The sequence below is a fragment of the Streptomyces fradiae genome (genome assembly GCF_041270065.1).
In the GTDB taxonomy this organism is placed as follows: domain Bacteria; phylum Actinomycetota; class Actinomycetes; order Streptomycetales; family Streptomycetaceae; genus Streptomyces.
In genome coordinates, this window is the sequence record NZ_CP065958.1 from 3,742,293 (window position 1) to 3,757,559 (window position 15,267).

Genomic DNA, 15,267 nt, shown 5'->3' on the forward strand with positions numbered 1-15,267 from the left:
ACCAGCGGCACGCCGTTGCCCAGCCCGACCGGCCCACGTCACTACGCTGGCCGCTGGGATGCCCACACGAAGAGGGAGACCATGCCGTACCGCACCGAGCGCATCGAGAACCTGCTGAACGAAGGCGTCCGCGACAAGGTCTACCCGGGCGCGGTGTGGGCCGTAGGCGACTCCGCCGGCGTCCGGGCGACGGGCACCACCGGCGTCCTCGACCCCGACGAGCCGAACGTGAGGATGCGGCCGGACACCGTCTTCGACGCCGCCAGCCTCACCAAGATCCTCGCCGTCTGGGCGTCCATCGGCGCCCTGTGGGAGGACGGCGTCCTCGACCTCGACGCCCCGCTCGGCACCTTCTGGGACGAGGTCACCGGCCACCCCCTCGGCACCGTGACCGCGCGGCAGCTCCTGACCCACACCGCCGGCCTCCCCCTCCGGGCCCAGCTGAAGAGCCTCTACGGCACCGACGTCGCCGCCATCCGCCGCGGAGTCCTGCACGAAGTCCTCAACCGGCCGCCCGGCCAAGCCGTCGAGTACACCGACCGGGCTGCCCTCATCCTCGGCTACCTCGCCGAACACCTCTCCGGCCAGCCCCTCGACCAGCTCTCCGAGGCTAGGACATGGCGCCCCCTGGGCATGAACACCACCCACTTCGGCCCGCTGCCCGCCGGCATCGCCGCCCGTTGCGCCCCCACCGAACTCGACCAGCACACCGGCACCCACCTCAAGGGCACCGCCCACGACTTCTCCGCCCGGCTCCTCGGCGGGGTGTGCGGCATCGCCGGCGCCTTCACCGTCCTCGACGACCTGGCCGTCTTCCTCCGCTACATGCTCGACCACACCACGGCCCCAGGCGACGTCGGCTTCGGCGCCGATTGGAGGGCCCACTCCCTCACCGTGCAGACCGGCGGCCTCCAGCCGGAACGCGGCCTGTTCTGGCACCCGGCTTCCGGCACGACCGCCGAGCAGGACGTCTGGGTCCACTACGGCTTCACCGGCACCGGCATGTGGATCTCCCCCGCCCAGGAGCGGTGGGCGGTACTCCTCACCAACAAGCTCTACTACACCCGCGACCGCCAGCCACTGACCGACGTCCGCAACGCGTTCCGCGAGCTCGCCTTCGACTGAACAGCGGTCGCTCCGGCCTGCGCGCCGCCTTCATGAGCGGCTGCTCCACCGACTCTCCGCCGCGGCACTCCGAACGGCTGCAGAAGGCCGCCCGCCTGAAGACCTTCAACGTCAATGATGATCTTCACTCTCTTCTCCCGCTCGGTCTTCGCCTGGCGCGCCATGGCGCGCTTCGTGCTCTCGGGCAGCTGGATGTCCTTCAGCTCGGCCAGGGTGACCTCAACGCCCCAGTCGGCGGTGGTGAATACGTGCGACGAGTCCTCCTCCTTCCCAGCATCGCGCGGGCTCTCGGCCCGGGGCAGGGGGCGAACGGTCCGCATACGGGGCGCCCCCTCCCGCAGCCGTCTCGGCGTGGAGACGCGTTTCATGGTCAGAGGGCCTTCGGCCGCGGAACATTGGACGGGCTGGCCTGCCGGCGGCTCATGCCCTCCGTCAGAAGCCGCGCGCCGGTTCGCACGACGTCTCACGGCGCGCCACCCGACGTCCCCACGAGCGCACCAGGACCGTACGACATCCGCCACGACCAGCACCCTGAGCAGGCCGAACCGGCCCGTGGTCCGCGAGCTGACCGCTGATGGCCGACCGCCGCTCCCGGTCTCCTCCGAGCGTCCGGCCTTCGTGTGGTCCCCGGAGAGCCGTCCGGGAACCGCCGTTTCCCGGCTGGGCTGCGCATCGGCGGCCCACATGTGGGCAGACGGCCCCGTAAGAGCCGGCGCACTCCCTCGCAGAGAGGACCGACATGGCGGCCTCGATTCGACGGCACCGCACCATCCGTGGCCCGTGGGCCGCCGCCGAGGCACGCCGCGAGATGCACGGCCTCGTGGCCGATGCCCTCCTGGCGGGCAAGGCGGTCGGTGAGGTGACCGAGGCCGACGCGATGCTGGTGGTCAGCGAACTGGTGACCAACGCCGTCCGTCATGCCGGAGGCGGATGCTCCGTGGACCTCACCCTGCGACCGGACGCCATGGACATAGACGTGAGCGATCAAAGCCGCGAACCACCGCATCCCAGGAGCCCCAGCTCTGACGGGGACGGCGGATACGGCTGGGGCATCATCGCCCGTCTGACCAGCGAGCTGACCGTGATGTGCCACGGGAGCGGCAAGACCGTCCATGCCCGGATCGACCTACCCCGCTGACAGACGATGACGCGGGGATGCACACTGGAAAAACGGCCGAAGGATCCTCCAGACAACCCACACCGGTGAGGGGGGTCTGATTGTGATGGAAGCGAACAACCCACGGATCCCGAGCGGCGAGGCGCCGCGTGTCGCCCTTCACTCCGCGTGGCGCGTCTACCGAGCGGCGAACGGATACGCACGCGTCGAGCGTGTGGGCAACGAGGCATCCGCGACGTGGTTTCTCCGTGCGGCGGGCGAGTTCGACGCCGACACCGTCGCTTGCCTGCGCGAGGCACTCGGCGATGCCCGCCGGGACGACGCCGAGCGAATCCTGCTCGATGTCTCTCAGGTGGGCTTCGGGGACCCCACCTTCCTCCACGCACTGGTCGAGGCGCATCGCGGACCCGCCGGGCTCGTCCTCGTCGGGCCGCTTCCCTTCCGGATCCGGCGCCTGTTCGAGATCACGGGCACTCTGCGTCTGTTCCCCCTCGCGACGGACCGCGGCGCCTCCGGCTTCGTCTGAGTCTTACCCTCTGATCAGGCCGACTCCCGCGGCGGGCCCGCCGACCCGGGCGGCTCGGCGAGGAGGATCTCGGCGGCCTGCGTGGCGTTGTCGGCGTCGACGGCGCGGGCCATGGCCTCGCGGGCGGCCTCCGGTGGTGTGTCCGGCGGGACGACCATCAGGGAGAAGTGGTCGTTCTCGCCGCGGGTGACCAGGACGGTGTCGTCGCCGACGGGGAAGGAGTCGAGGTGCACGACCCGGCCGTCGACCACCAGGCGGGTCGGGATGGCGTTCCAGGCGGAGGCGTCCAGGCCGACCCGGGTGACGGGCCCGAGGTACTCGGTCAGGGCGGTGAGCAGCGACGGGAGCTCCCGCTCGACGTCACGTGAGCGCGGCCACCACGCGCCGTCCAGAAGGCTCTGCCGGGACCCGGTCGTCTCCATCCGGAGCAGCGCGGTGCCCGGCCCGACCGACCGGTGGATCTCGTCCGGCAGGAGGCGCGGGGGCGCCGGGACGTGGTGGGGGGAAACGTTCGCGTCGGTCATGGTGGTCCGCCCGTCCACGGGTGGTGCCGCTTCCGCCGGGTCGGTGCCACAGTGGACGCCGGGCCGGCGGGCGGGGCGACGGCCCCGCACTTTCACCGTACTCCGGGAGGACGCGCGGACGCGCAGCTCTCCGTCGGGGAACCGATCGGCTCCCGGGCTCCGGACGTGCCGTGGACGTATGGGGGCGTCCCCGCCTCACTTCGGTCGCCCGGGCAGGCCCCGGTGGGAAGGACACGGCGACGTCCTGGACCGCAACGAGCCGGACGCCGGAGCCGTCGCCGCCGGGGACGCCGAAGTCCGGATCGTCTCCGCCTCGACGGACGCCGCCCGCAGAGTGGCCGACACCCTGCGCCACCGTCTCGCCGACGGTCAGCGGTGCGGCTGACCCGCCCCGGGCAAGGGCACCCGCCTCCGCCTCACCGTCGACACCACCCGCACCGCCGGGCCGGGCCTGGCTGACCACCGGCCGTCCCCAGCGGGGCACCGGGCCCCACTCCGAGGGACCCTGACCGGGCAGCCGGAGTCGGCGGGCGCGCGTGGCGGCCCCGGCCACCGCGAAGCATCCTGGAAGCCGCACCGCGATGCCGTCGGACCGGCCCGTCGGCACCGGTCCACAGTGTCGCCCCGCCGCCCGCCTGGAGGCCCCGGATGACCGTCGGACGGTACGAGGACGGGGATCCCGACCGCTCGGAGAGCTTCGGGGAGATGCTGCTGGGCGGGCTTCTGGACCACGCCCACGCACTGCCGCCCGACCGCGTGGGGCCGGCCCTCGCCGACGTCCTCGCCCTGATCGGCGGCCGGGATCCGCAGATCCTGCTCCAGGACTACGGCCAGCGGAATCTGGTCCCCCTGGCCGGGGACGGACTGGCGGACGGCGATCCCGTGCCCATCGACGGTTCGGCGGCCGGTCGCTGCTTCCTCACCTCGCGTCCGGTCGAGGTGCCGGTGGTCGAGGGGGTGCGGGTCCATGTCCCGCTGCTCGACGGCGGCGACCAGGCCGGTGTCCTGGCCGTCACGCTGGACGCGGTCGACGACGACGCCCACCGCCTCCTGCGCAGGCTCGCGGCCCTGGGCTCCGACATCATCCGGACCAAGAACGGCTACACCGACCTGTTCTTCCGCACCCGCCGGGGCGAAGCGATGAGCGTCGCCGCCGAGATCCAGTGGTCGCTCCTGCCACCGCTGGCCATGACGATGCCCCGCGTCGCCGTGGCGGGAGTCCTGGAACCCGCCTACGACGTGGCCGGCGACAGCTTCGACTACGCCCTGAACGGCGACGTCCTCCACCTCGCCGTGATCGACGCCATGGGCCACGGCCTGGACGCGGCGACCATGGCGACCGTCACCATCGGGGCCTACCGGCACGCCCGCCGCACCAGCGTCGAACTCTCCGAGATCTACCTCTTCATGGACCGGGCCGTCGCCGAGCAGTTCGCCCCCGACCACTTCGTCACCGCCCAGATGCTGCGGCTCGACACCGGCACCGGCCGCCTCCAGTGGGTCAACGCCGGGCACCCCGCCCCCATGCTGATCCGCCACCACCGCGTCGTACGCCGCCTCGACAGCCCCACCACCCTCCCCGTCGGCTTCGGCGGTGACCAGCCGCAGGTCAGCGAGGTGGCGCTCGATCCCGGGGACCGGATCCTCTGCTTCACCGACGGCCTGATCGAGGAACACGAGAGCGGACAGGAGGAGTTCGGCGAGGACCAGCTGATCAACTGGGTGAATCAGATGGACAGGGCGGACCGGGAGGTGCACGCGGTGGCGCGGGACCTGTCCCACACCCTCAAGCGGGCACGTGGCGAGGCCACTTCGGACGACGCCACGCTCCTCCTGGTCGAGTGGCGCGGGTGACGGGGGGACGTGCCGCGAGGTGGGGTCACCGACGCCGACCGGGCGGATGCTCCCGGCCCGGGAAATCGGCTGGACGGACACCACTCGTCCGCCCCCGGCGCGGAGTAGGCTGAAGGTACCGGGAGTAACTCGAACACCCGCTCCCATGCGGACGTCGTTTCCGGCGATCAAGACACTGGGCCGCCCTGCAGGGCGGCCCGGAGACGGGTCCGCGATCATGACCACCACCCTCGCACCCTCGCATTCGGCGCGCCTTTCGCTGACGCCGAAGACCACACTCGCCGGTCTCCTGGACGGCGCCTGGTGGCCTCGCTCGCGTGACCTCGCCGCTGAGCTTCCGCCCCTGGTCGACGCGCTGGAAGAGCGCTTCGGACGCATCACACGGGCCACGGTGAACCCCACCCGCTGGCCCGTCGTCCCGCACAAGGTCGCCGTCACCGGGCACACCGTGCACGTCGGCTGGTTCACCGAACAGGATCCCGACAAGATGATCCTGCTCTCCTACACCGTCGGCCGCGTCGACCTGCTGGTGATACCGCCCGAGACCGAACCCGCCGCGGCCACCCGGCTCATGGCGGCCGCCGCCGTCCCCGGCAGCGTCCTCACCGCCGGTGTCCTGATGTCCGACGAAGCAGCGACCGGTCGCCGCATGCGCGTCGCCCGCAGCAGCGAGGACGCCTGGGAGACGGACGGAGGAGCCGCCCTGCCGCCCCTCCGGCACCCGGTCGTCGGCGCGCGGATGATTCCGCTGCCGAAGAACAGGCGGTGGTGACGACATGGAGACCCTGATCGCGCTCGTGGCCGCCGCTGTGCTGATCACACTCGGCACGCGCCTTGTCCACCGGCTCAACGCCCAGCACGACGCACGCATCGCCGCCCGCCGCTACAGCGACCCCTTCCCGGCCATCTTCCGACCGCCCGGTCACAGCCCCCGCACGCCGACAGAGCAAGCAGCCCGCCGCAGGGCCATGGGCACCTGGCCCTGACCGCTCCAGAGACCACTCCTCCGCCCGAAGGCCGCGGGTGGGGCACCCGACATCCGGGACAACCCACCCGCCGGCCTCTCGCTCATCCGTGAAGGGACCCGCCCCTTGTACCGCACCGACACCGCGGCCCTGCCCTCGGCCGGACAGGCCGAGATCCGCATCGTCGCCGCCACCCCCGAAGCCGCCCGCGCGGTCGCCGAGGTGATCCGCCGCTCGTTCGCCGGGACGGAACAGCGCAGCTACCCCGTCCTCGACGGCGGCACCCGGCTCCACCTCACCGTCGACACCGAAACCGCCGCAGAGCCCGCCCGCTCCTGGCTCACCACCAGCAGATCGTCCCCTCTCACCGGCACCCACGTCGACGAAGTCTGAGCGGAATCGGACCTTCACACGACGAAAGGACTCGGTCATGGCCACACTCCACGAGCGACAGGGGTACCGCGACCGGGTCCTGACCGCCCTCTACGAAGCCACCGAAGGCAACCGCCTCCTCGGCATCACGGGACGGAAGCTGCGCAACGATCTGCGCATCCCGGAGGAAGACCTGGCCGCCGCCTGCACCTACCTCACCGGCGAGGGCCTGATCAGCGTCGACTGGGAACCGGGCAACACACCCGCGATGGTCTCCCTCACCCACCAGGGAATCCTCCGCATGGAGACCGAGGAACAAGAGCGCGGGTGAGCCGGACCACCCCGGCGTCCCGCTCTCGCCCGGCCCGCCCGGCCGAGAAGTCGTACGATTGAACACGGATCGAGCACGCTCACGTGTGACGATCCGGAAGGGCGGCCCCGACGGAGTGAATGCGCCGGGGCCGTTGTGACGACCGCCGCCAGGCCCGCGCACCCGGCGTCTCGGACGTGGCACCGGCCGGTACGTCGGCGCCCGTCGTCCTCGCGACGGCAGTCAGCGCCGGCCCGGAGATGCGCCGTCGCGGCCCGCGCGCTGTCGCGGGCCCCCGGCCCCTTCCGTCGTCTACTGCATGGCGCAGAGGAGCGGGGGCGCCGGGCGGCAGTGGATCAGAGTCCTGCGAGGTGCGGGTCGCGGAGGCGGGGCGGGACGGCGGTGCCCTGGTTCGCGCGGTTCCCCGTGTGCGAGGAGAACCGCTGCGAGCATCGGGACGCAGGTCAGGAGCAGGAACGTCATGACCTGCCTGCCGCCGTCAGGGAGCCTGCATGGGCCCGCTGCCGTCGTGCTGGTGCAACGGCGTTCAGAAGGTGCTGAACGGCCCGGGAGGGGTTCGCGAGTCTGAGACGGCGCCCCTGCCGGGGCCACCAGTCGAGGACGGCCAGGAAGCCGGAGTCGCAGAAGGTGACCCGGGAGGCGTCCAGGACGAGCCCGGTGCAGCCGTCGTCGGCCGCCGAGGCCAGCAGTGCCCGCAGCGGGGCGGCGCTGAAGTGGTCGATCTCTCCGGCGAGGCGGAGGACCAGGGTGGTGCCGAGGGTGGTGCAGGAGTCGACGACTATGACACCGGGCGCGGTGTCCGCGCCCGAGTCGTGCACGACGGGAGGAGCGGGGGCGGCGAGAGCGGCGGACAGTATCGGTGCGGCGCTTGAAGTACTCACGTCCCCATCAACGCCTCCCGCCCGGGGACGGGGAACGAGCCACGCGACCCTTTCACCCCATGTGACCAGCACTGATCCCCGACAAGGGGGAAAGATTCCACCCGAACGAGGCAGGCGGACGCCCATGATGCGACCGCTGTCCTCCGCAATCGCCGCGACCGCGCCCCGAGTGGGAGCGGCTGCGAGGGGGAGCGGCTCTCCGGGCACCCTGCCGACTCGAGACCTCGATGGACCGTGGACTTCGACCGGAGACCCGTCGCGTGCCCCATCCGTGCCCTTCACGGCGGTGAACAGCGGTCACCAGGGGTGCGGGCGGAACCCCTCGGAACACTCTGCGGAGATGCTTGCTCGCAGGTCAGAGGCCATGTGGGCGGCCAAGGCGACGGTGATTCCCAAGCTTATAGCGCGGGTTCGATTCCCGTCATCCGCTCCATAGCAAAGCCCCAGGTCAGCGACCTGGGGCTTGTTTGTTGTCTAGACCTCTTTGGGCTCGCGTGCCATAAGCGCCCCAACGGGGCGTCAGCCTGACGCTGCTGGTCGCCGGCATCGCCCAGCACCTCCAGGTATCGGCGGCCGTCGGTGCCTTCCTCGTCGGCATCGCCGTCTCAGGCGAGGTCGCCGAAGGCTCCAGCACGCTACTCACCCCGCTCCGGGACCTGTTCGCGGCCGTGTTCTTCGTCTTCTTCGGCCTGTCCACCGACCCCGCCGACATCCCACCCGCCCTCGTCCCCGCCCTGATCCTCGCCGTCGTCACCGCGCTCACCAAGGTCGCCACCGGCTGGTACGCCGCACACCGGGCGGGCATCCAGGGCGCGGGCCGAGGCCGAACGGGGCGACGCGATCACCGTCGACGCCTGACACCACCACCGCACAGCGCCGTTCGCACCGGCCTGCCGACGACTGGAACACCCGTGGAGCGACCACCGGCTTGCGGCCTTCCAGGAAGGGTACGAGACCGTGCACGACCAGAGACAGGACTTCCTCGACGGTTACGTCCAGATCCTGACGGACGCGTCCGCGACGGGCCGTCGCCTCACGCGCGACGAACTCCTGTCCCGCCGCGCGTTGGGCGCACAGGCTGCGGCGGCGGGACGCGGCTAGCGCGGGCTGATCCGCGAGCACCTTGCCGCCGGCCGTGCCGCCTGGCCGGCCGCGGCCACCCCGGACACGGTGCTGTCCACGATCGAGCAGGCCGTCGACGCCTTCGCCGACGGGTACGAACACGCCCAACGCCTCGTCATACGGCAGGAGGAAGCAGCCAGACGCGAGTTCATCGAGGATCTGCTCCATGGGCGTGGCGAGGCGGGACATCTTGTGGAGCGCTCCGAAAGATTCGGACTGCGGCTGTCCCGCGCCCACGTGGTCGCGGTCGCCGAAGGCCCGGCCGAGTACGACGAGGCCGACCCCGTGCCTCGGCGGGTGGAGACGGCGCTGTTCCAGCGTTTCGAGAAGCGCCGCATCCTGTCCACCACCAAGGACGGCCGCATGGTGTGCGTAGCCCCTGGCGACCAGGAGGACGTCCTCCTCCACTTCGCCAAGCAGGCACACGCGGCGACCGACGGCGGCCGGGTCACCATCGGGCGGCCACGGCCCGGAGCTGTCGGAATCGGCCACAGCTACGAAGAAGCCCTCAACGCCCTCGACGTGGCCCAGCGCATGAGCCTCGACGAGCCGTTGCTGCGCGCCGCCGACCTGCTGGTCTTCCCCGTCCTGGCCCGGGACCGGCAGGCCCTGGTCGATCTGGTCCACAGCACGCTCAGCCCCCTCGAACAGGCCCGGGGCGGCGCCCGGCCACTCCTGGACACGCTGACCGCGTACTTCGACACCGGCTGCGTCGCCGCCGAGGCGGCACGCCACCTCTCACTGAGCGTGCGGGCACTGACCTACCGCCTGGAACGCGTCCGCACACTCACCGGCAACGACTTGGCCCACCCCGCACACCGCTACTCCCTCCAGACCGCGGTCATCGGTGCCCCCCTGCTCGACTGGCCCACCCGACCTCTGCACCCCCTGGGCAGCTCCCCCGTCGGCGTCGGACAGCGGCCGACAAGGCGCCGGACACGTTAGCCGTACCGGGTGATCGCCATCCGAAGTGGTGATCGGCAACTCGATGACCGGCCTCGTAAACGATCCGACCGGTCGGCGGGCCCGGCACGAACCGCCGCGGATCCAGGCCGCATAGCCAGGGGCGGCGGTCTCGCCGAGAGCGTCCGGCGGCAGCTGCGACACAACGTACCGACAGATGTGTCGACAACATTCGATAAGATGCCGACACGTGCGTCGTCAAGTTCAGGAAAAAGGGCGGCGCGTCCAGTCGTCGTGCCCCCATCCCCCTCCATCGCTCGGAGAGCTCCGTGTTCCTTGCCCTACGCGATCTGCGCTTCGCCCGCGGTCGCTTCGCTCTGATGGGCGCGGTGGTCGCGCTCATCGCCGTGCTCGGCGTGCTCCTGTCCGGGCTTGCCTCCGGTCTGGCGAATGCCGGTATATCCGGTCTGCGCGCACTGCCCGTGACCCACATGGCCTTCGACGAGAAGGCGACCAGCGAGCAGTTCTCCCGTTCGACCGTGGAGCAGGAGGACTGGCAGGCGTGGTCCGCAGCCCCGGGGGTGGAGCGGGCGGAGCCGTTCGGGAACACCCTGGCCAATGCCCAGGTGACCCAGGGCGCCAAGAAGGGCGAGCAGGTCAACCTCGCCGTCTTCGGCATGGCACCGGACTCCCCCCTGGCCCCCAGTCCCAGCAGGGGTGAGGGCCTGGAAGAGGGCAGTGCGGGCATCGTGATCACCCAGGAGATCGCCGACCTGGGCGTGGAGGTCGGGGACGTCCTGACCGCGGACAAGAGCGAGGTGCGGCTGAAGGTCGTGGGACTGGTCGACGAGACCGTCTCCTACGGCCACATCGGGGTCGTCTACGCGGACCTCGACACGTGGCGGCATCTGCACTACGGACTGCCGGGCGACCTGCCCGAGGCCGCGAGCCGGCAGGCCACCGCCGTCGCCCTGACCCTGAAGCCGGGCACCGACGTCGCGGCCGTGGAAAAGGCAACCGGGACCCTCGCCGAGACCAAGGAGGCCACGTACGACGCGTCCCCCGGCTACGAGGCCGAGTCCAGCACCATGGCCCTGATCAAGGGATTCCTGCATGTCATCTCCGCCCTGGTCGTCGGTGCGTTCTTCACCGTGTGGACCGTGCAGCGCAAGGCCGAGATCGCCCTGCTGAAGGCGCTCGGCGCCCCCACCGGATACATCCTGCGCGACGCGCTCGCCCAGGTCGTCGCCGTGCTCGTAGGAGCCACGGCCCTCGGCACCGCCGTCGGCCTGGCCCTGGGCAGCGCGATGATCGGCAAGGCCCCCTTCTCCCTCTCCGCCCCGGCCATCGCCACCTCCTCCGGCCTCCTCGTCGTCCTCGGGACCGTGGGCGCCGTCGTCGCCGTCCGCCGCATCACCGCCGTCGACCCCCTGACCGCTCTGGGAGCCACCCGATGACCACACCCGCCACCGACCACCAGAGCGCCACGGACACCACGGGCTCCGGCGGGCTGCGCCTGGACGACGTCACCCTCACCCTCGGTGACGGCGATACCGCCGTCACCGCCCTCGACCACGTCGTCCTGACCGTCGCCCCCGGCGAGTTCGTCGCCGTCGTCGGCCCCTCCGGATCCGGCAAGTCCAGCCTCCTGGCCGTCGCCGGCGGCCTCCAGAGGCCCACCTCGGGCGCCGTGCACATCGCCGGCACCGAGCTGACCGCCCTGTCGGACAAGGAGCGCACCGCCACCCGTCTTCGCCACATCGGCTTCGTCTTCCAGCAGTCGAACCTGCTGGCCTCCCTCACCGTCAGGGAACAGCTCCTGCTGCCCCTGCACATCGACGGACGCCTCGACACCACTGCCCGGGCCCGCGCAGACGAACTCATCGAAGCCGTCGGACTGACCCACCGCGTCGGCTCCCGCCCCCACCAGCTCTCCGGCGGAGAGCGCCAGCGCGCGGGCCTGGCCCGCGCCCTGATGACCTCCCCCGCCGTCCTGCTGGTGGACGAACCCACCTCGGCACTGGACCGGGTGCGTTCGGCCGAGGCGGTGCGGCTGATCGCCGAGCAGACCCATGAGCGCGGCACGGCCACGGTCATGGTCACCCACGACACGGCGATAATGGACGCAGCCGACCGGGTGTACGAGATGGTCGACGGCCGCCTGTCCTGACCGGCGGCCGCGGACCGTAACCTCGCTCCCGGCCCCGTCCGCCCTTCCAGGAGCCCGCCCCGCATGCCGAAGATCAACGCCTCCACCGTCGCCGAGCACCGTGCCCAGCAACGCGAGGCGCTGATCGGGGCGGCGATCGACATCCTGGTCAACGAGGGCGCCGCCGCCGTCACGCCGGCGGCGGTCGGCGCCCGCGCCGGCCTGGCCCGCTCCAGCGTCTACCAGTACTTCGACTCCTCGGCAGCCCTCCTGGCCACCATCACGGAGGAAGCCTTCCGACGCTCCAACGAGGCACTCACCCGCGCCATAGCCACCGCGAACAGCCCACTGGAACGCGTCGAGGCGTTCTTCGGGGAAAGCCTCCGCCTCGGCGCCGAGGGCGCACACCGGCCCGCCGTCGCCCTCATGAACGCCGGCCTGCCTCCGGCCTGCCAGCAGCGGCTGATGGAACTCCACCTGGAACAGGTCGAACCGTTCCGCGCCGCCGTCCGGGAACTCGGCGCTCCCGAGCCCGCGCTCACGGCCGACCTGATCGCCGGAATGCTGCACACCGCATTGGCCGCCGTCGAGAACGGCACCCCCCTCGATACGGTCACCCAGCGCACCCTCGCCCTCGTCCGCCGCTGCCTCACCCCAGCCGGCGGCACGGCCCGCGGACCGGAGGAACGGGCCTGAAGCCCTCGTGCCACCGACGGTCCGGCAGCCGTGCCACAACGTGCCAGTAAGGGCGGTGAACAGCGGTCATCAGCGGACCGAGGAAGACGCCCAGGACCACCTCTCCGGACGTCATTTCCCCTGTTCAGAGGCCAAGTGCGCGCTCAAGGACCGGGTGATTCCCAAGCTTATAGCGCGGGTTCGATTCCCGTCATCCGCTCCATAGCAAAGCCCCAGGTCAGCGACCTGGGGCTGTTGTTTTTCATCGAGACTCTTCTCGGCCACCTCGCACTGCGGCCGTGCACGGCCGCAGCGGACGGATACGCGCGGGCGCATACTGGCGGCAATGACAAAGCCAAGTGCACCGAAGCGCCATTTGCCCACCAGCCCCTTCAAGGCCCCGGTCACGCTGCCTCCCAAGCAGTTCGCCGTAGGCGACCAGGTCACACACGACGTACACGGCCTCGGCCGGATCATCGGCATCGAGGACGGGATCGCGGCGGTCGTGGATTTCGGTTCGACGCAAGAGCGGATCCTGAGTCCCTACGCCAAGATGAGCAAGCTGTAGGACTGTTGAAGCGCCTCCGGTGCAACGGCAGGCCGGCTCCCGTCCGTCACCGGACCGGGCGGCGGTGGAAGGAGCGGCGCATGCGCCAGGCGGCGTAGACGAGGTCGGCCACGAACAGCACGATGCCGATGATGAGCAGGAAGAGGAGTCCGTCGACGACGGCGCCGATGATGCCCAGCACGATCGCGACGATGATCAGGGCCAGGAAGAGTGACATGAGGGGCGCCTCCTCGGTCCGACGGGGGTCTCAGCGGCGGGCCAGCTGCCGCTCGCCGTTCGCCCCGGGCTTGTAGGCGAGGCCGTAGTGTCCGAAGACCGCTTCCTCGGCCCCGGCGGGCAGGACGTCGTCGGTGCCGATCGAAGGGCACTGCTTCACCAGCGCCTTGTCATGGGCGACCTTCACGTAGCCCGGCCCCAGCGTCGCACCGTCCAGGGGAACGAACACCAGACGGTGGCGGGTGGGCAGGCCGACCCGGATCGTGGCCATGGCCGGCTCGTCCGTGCTGGTGTCGACGTAGATCGCTTCCAGCTCTCCGATCCGGTGGCCCCGCGTGTCCACCACGTCGTGGGTGCGCCACTCGCGGATGTCCGCCATCTGGATCATCCCGACTCCTCGCGCTCGTCCGGTGGTTGGGGATGCGTGGCGACAAGGATCTCGTCGGCCCGGGCGACGTTGTCGGCATGGACCGCACGGGCCATGGCGTCTCGTGCCGCGCCGGGTGTCGTGTCCGGCGGGCGGGGCCACGGCCCCGTTCTTTCACCGTACTCCGCGAGGCGGTGCCCAAGCGCCGCTCCACGCTCCGGAACAGACCGGCGCCGGCGGCTCCGGAAGTACCGTGGACGTACGGAGGCGTGCGCGCCCCGCGCCGGTCGTTCGGGCGGGCTTCCGGCAGGAAAGGACGGTGTCGCAGTGGACCGCAACGAGCCAGAAGCGGAAGCCCTGCCGCCGCCGGGGCACGCCGAAGTCCGGATCGTCGCCGCGACCCCGGACGCCGCCCGGATGGTGGCCGACGTCCTGCGCCACTGCTTCGCCGGCGGCGAGCAGCGCAGCTACCCCACCCCTGGCGGGGGCACCCGCCTCCACCTCACCGTCGACACCGCCCACGCCGCCGAACCGGCCCGGTCCTGGCTGGCCACCAGCAGGCCCCCGAGCGGCACCGGGCCGCACTCCGAAGAACCCTGACAAGGCAGCGGAGCCGACGGGCGCGCGTGGCGGCCCCGGCCGCCACGGAGCATCCTGGAAGCCGCACCGCGATGCCGTCGGATCCGGCCCCCCATCGGCACCAGCCCGGTGATCGCTCCGCCGCCCGTCTGGAGGCGCCCCGACGACCGGCAGACGGTACGAGGACCGGGATCCCGACCGCTCGGAGAGCTTCGGGGAGATGCTGCTGGGCAGTCTCCTGGACCACGCCCATGTGCTTCCGCCCGACCGGATGGGGCGGGCCCTCGCCGACGCGGTCGCCCGGATCGGCGGCCGGGAGACGCGGATCCTGCTCCAGGACTACGGGCAGCAGAGGCTGGTGCCCCTCGCCGGGGAAGGGCTCGAGGACGGAGATCCCCTGCCCATCGACGGTTCGGAGGCCGGCCGGTGCTTTCTCACCGCACACCCGGTCGAGGTGGCGCTCGCCGACGGGGTGCGGGTCCACGTCCCGCTGCTGGACGGCGGCGACCAGGCCGGCGTCCTGGAGCCCGCCTACGACGTGGCCGGCGACAGCTTCGACCACGCCCTGAACGGGGACGTCCTCCACCTCGCCATGATCGATGCCATGGGCCACGGCCTGGACGCGGCGACCATGGCGACCGTCGTCATCGGCGCGTACCGGCACGCCCGCCGCACCAGCGTCGAGCTGTCCGAGATCTACCTCTTCATGGACCGGGCCGTCGCCGAACAGTTCGCCCCCGACCACTTCGTCACCGCGCAGATGCTGCGACTCGACACCGGCACCGGCCGCCTCCAGTGGGTCAACGCCGGACACCCCGCCCCCATACTCATCCGCGACCACCACGTCGTGCGCCGCCTGGACAGCCCCACCACCCTCGTCCTCGTCGAGTGGCGCGGACGAGGGTGACGGGGGCTCGGCGCGTCCAGCTCCGGCGCGGAGTACGTTGGAGGTACCGGGAGCACCTCGAGCACCCGCCCTCACGCGGACGTCGT

The 15,267-nt window shown here is 71.5% G+C and carries 18 protein-coding genes and 3 pseudogenes; 17 read left to right on the forward strand and 4 right to left on the reverse strand.

Features of this window, described 5'->3' with window-relative positions:
• The first annotated feature begins 81 nt into the window (after positions 1 to 81).
• From JAO84_RS16885 to JAO84_RS16895, 3 genes are all read left to right on the forward strand, one after another.
• A complete protein-coding gene (locus JAO84_RS16885) occupies positions 82 to 1,125 on the forward strand; it encodes a serine hydrolase domain-containing protein (protein WP_370413632.1) in 1,044 nt (347 codons plus the stop codon).
• Between the two features lie 739 nt (positions 1,126 to 1,864).
• A complete protein-coding gene (locus JAO84_RS16890) occupies positions 1,865 to 2,263 on the forward strand; it encodes an ATP-binding protein (RefSeq protein WP_128984279.1) in 399 nt (132 codons plus the stop codon).
• A gap of 85 nt (positions 2,264 to 2,348) precedes the next feature.
• A complete protein-coding gene (locus tag JAO84_RS16895; RefSeq protein WP_370413633.1) occupies positions 2,349 to 2,768 on the forward strand; it encodes an STAS domain-containing protein in 420 nt (139 codons plus the stop codon).
• A gap of 14 nt (positions 2,769 to 2,782) precedes the next feature.
• Here JAO84_RS16895 and JAO84_RS16900 read toward each other — a convergent pair whose 3' ends face one another.
• Positions 2,783 to 3,292 (reverse strand): DUF5994 family protein, encoded by a 510-nt coding sequence (locus JAO84_RS16900; RefSeq protein WP_370413634.1) that lies wholly within the window; start codon positions 3,290 to 3,292, stop codon positions 2,783 to 2,785.
• 178 nt (positions 3,293 to 3,470) lie between these two features.
• Between JAO84_RS16900 and JAO84_RS16905 the strand changes: the two genes are divergently transcribed.
• From JAO84_RS16905 to JAO84_RS16930, 6 genes are all read left to right on the forward strand, one after another.
• Entirely contained in the window at positions 3,471 to 3,677 is a 207-nt protein-coding gene (locus JAO84_RS16905) for a hypothetical protein (protein ID WP_370413635.1), read from the forward strand.
• Positions 3,678 to 3,940: 263 nt separating this feature from the next.
• The gene (locus tag JAO84_RS16910) at positions 3,941 to 5,146 is read left to right on the forward strand and encodes a PP2C family protein-serine/threonine phosphatase (protein ID WP_370413636.1); all 1,206 of its coding nucleotides are present in this window, start codon (positions 3,941 to 3,943) and stop codon (positions 5,144 to 5,146) included.
• 217 nt (positions 5,147 to 5,363) lie between these two features.
• Positions 5,364 to 5,918 carry a DUF5994 family protein gene (locus tag JAO84_RS16915; RefSeq protein WP_370413637.1) on the forward strand — a complete coding sequence of 185 codons (555 nt, stop codon included), beginning with the start codon at positions 5,364 to 5,366 and terminating at the stop codon, positions 5,916 to 5,918.
• A 4-nt stretch (positions 5,919 to 5,922) separates the two neighbouring features.
• Positions 5,923 to 6,132, forward strand: a complete 210-nt coding sequence (locus JAO84_RS16920; protein ID WP_370413638.1) for a hypothetical protein — start codon at positions 5,923 to 5,925, stop codon at positions 6,130 to 6,132.
• A 105-nt stretch (positions 6,133 to 6,237) separates the two neighbouring features.
• Positions 6,238 to 6,504: a hypothetical protein gene (locus tag JAO84_RS16925; RefSeq protein ID WP_030747627.1), complete on the forward strand. Its 267-nt coding sequence runs from the start codon at positions 6,238 to 6,240 to the stop codon at positions 6,502 to 6,504.
• 37 nt (positions 6,505 to 6,541) lie between these two features.
• The gene (locus tag JAO84_RS16930; protein WP_370413639.1) at positions 6,542 to 6,814 is read left to right on the forward strand and encodes a hypothetical protein; all 273 of its coding nucleotides are present in this window, start codon (positions 6,542 to 6,544) and stop codon (positions 6,812 to 6,814) included.
• Positions 6,815 to 7,272: 458 nt separating this feature from the next.
• Here JAO84_RS16930 and JAO84_RS16935 read toward each other — a convergent pair whose 3' ends face one another.
• A complete protein-coding gene (locus JAO84_RS16935; RefSeq protein WP_350972267.1) occupies positions 7,273 to 7,695 on the reverse strand; it encodes an STAS domain-containing protein in 423 nt (140 codons plus the stop codon).
• Between the two features lie 518 nt (positions 7,696 to 8,213).
• Here JAO84_RS16935 and JAO84_RS16940 point away from each other — a divergent pair.
• The 6 genes and pseudogenes from JAO84_RS16940 to JAO84_RS16965 all read left to right on the forward strand — a co-directional run.
• Positions 8,214 to 8,528, forward strand: a pseudogene (locus tag JAO84_RS16940) (cation:proton antiporter); the annotation flags it as partial.
• 124 nt (positions 8,529 to 8,652) lie between these two features.
• Positions 8,653 to 9,762, forward strand: a pseudogene (locus tag JAO84_RS16945) (PucR family transcriptional regulator).
• A 287-nt stretch (positions 9,763 to 10,049) separates the two neighbouring features.
• A complete protein-coding gene (locus tag JAO84_RS16950) occupies positions 10,050 to 11,177 on the forward strand; it encodes an ABC transporter permease (RefSeq protein WP_370413640.1) in 1,128 nt (375 codons plus the stop codon).
• The gene (locus JAO84_RS16955; RefSeq protein ID WP_370413641.1) at positions 11,174 to 11,890 is read left to right on the forward strand and encodes an ABC transporter ATP-binding protein; all 717 of its coding nucleotides are present in this window, start codon (positions 11,174 to 11,176) and stop codon (positions 11,888 to 11,890) included. Before JAO84_RS16950 ends, JAO84_RS16955 begins: the two co-directional genes overlap by 4 nt.
• 63 nt (positions 11,891 to 11,953) lie before the next feature.
• Positions 11,954 to 12,565, forward strand: a complete 612-nt coding sequence (locus tag JAO84_RS16960; RefSeq protein ID WP_370413642.1) for a TetR/AcrR family transcriptional regulator — start codon at positions 11,954 to 11,956, stop codon at positions 12,563 to 12,565.
• 325 nt (positions 12,566 to 12,890) lie between these two features.
• Complete coding sequence (locus tag JAO84_RS16965; RefSeq protein ID WP_370413643.1) at positions 12,891 to 13,112, forward strand: hypothetical protein; 222 nt, start codon at positions 12,891 to 12,893, stop codon at positions 13,110 to 13,112.
• 46 nt (positions 13,113 to 13,158) lie between these two features.
• Here JAO84_RS16965 and JAO84_RS16970 read toward each other — a convergent pair whose 3' ends face one another.
• Positions 13,159 to 13,329, reverse strand: coding sequence for a hypothetical protein (locus JAO84_RS16970; protein ID WP_370413644.1), 171 nt, complete (start codon positions 13,327 to 13,329; stop codon positions 13,159 to 13,161).
• Between the two features lie 30 nt (positions 13,330 to 13,359).
• Positions 13,360 to 13,716 (reverse strand): PRC-barrel domain-containing protein, encoded by a 357-nt coding sequence (locus tag JAO84_RS16975; protein ID WP_370413645.1) that lies wholly within the window; start codon positions 13,714 to 13,716, stop codon positions 13,360 to 13,362.
• Between the two features lie 306 nt (positions 13,717 to 14,022).
• Here JAO84_RS16975 and JAO84_RS16980 point away from each other — a divergent pair, with 306 nt between their 5' ends.
• Positions 14,023 to 14,295 (forward strand): hypothetical protein, encoded by a 273-nt coding sequence (locus JAO84_RS16980; protein ID WP_370413646.1) that lies wholly within the window; start codon positions 14,023 to 14,025, stop codon positions 14,293 to 14,295.
• 199 nt (positions 14,296 to 14,494) lie between these two features.
• A pseudogene (locus JAO84_RS16985) lies at positions 14,495 to 15,151 on the forward strand (PP2C family protein-serine/threonine phosphatase); the annotation flags it as partial.
• Between the last annotated feature and the right edge of the window lie 116 nt (positions 15,152 to 15,267).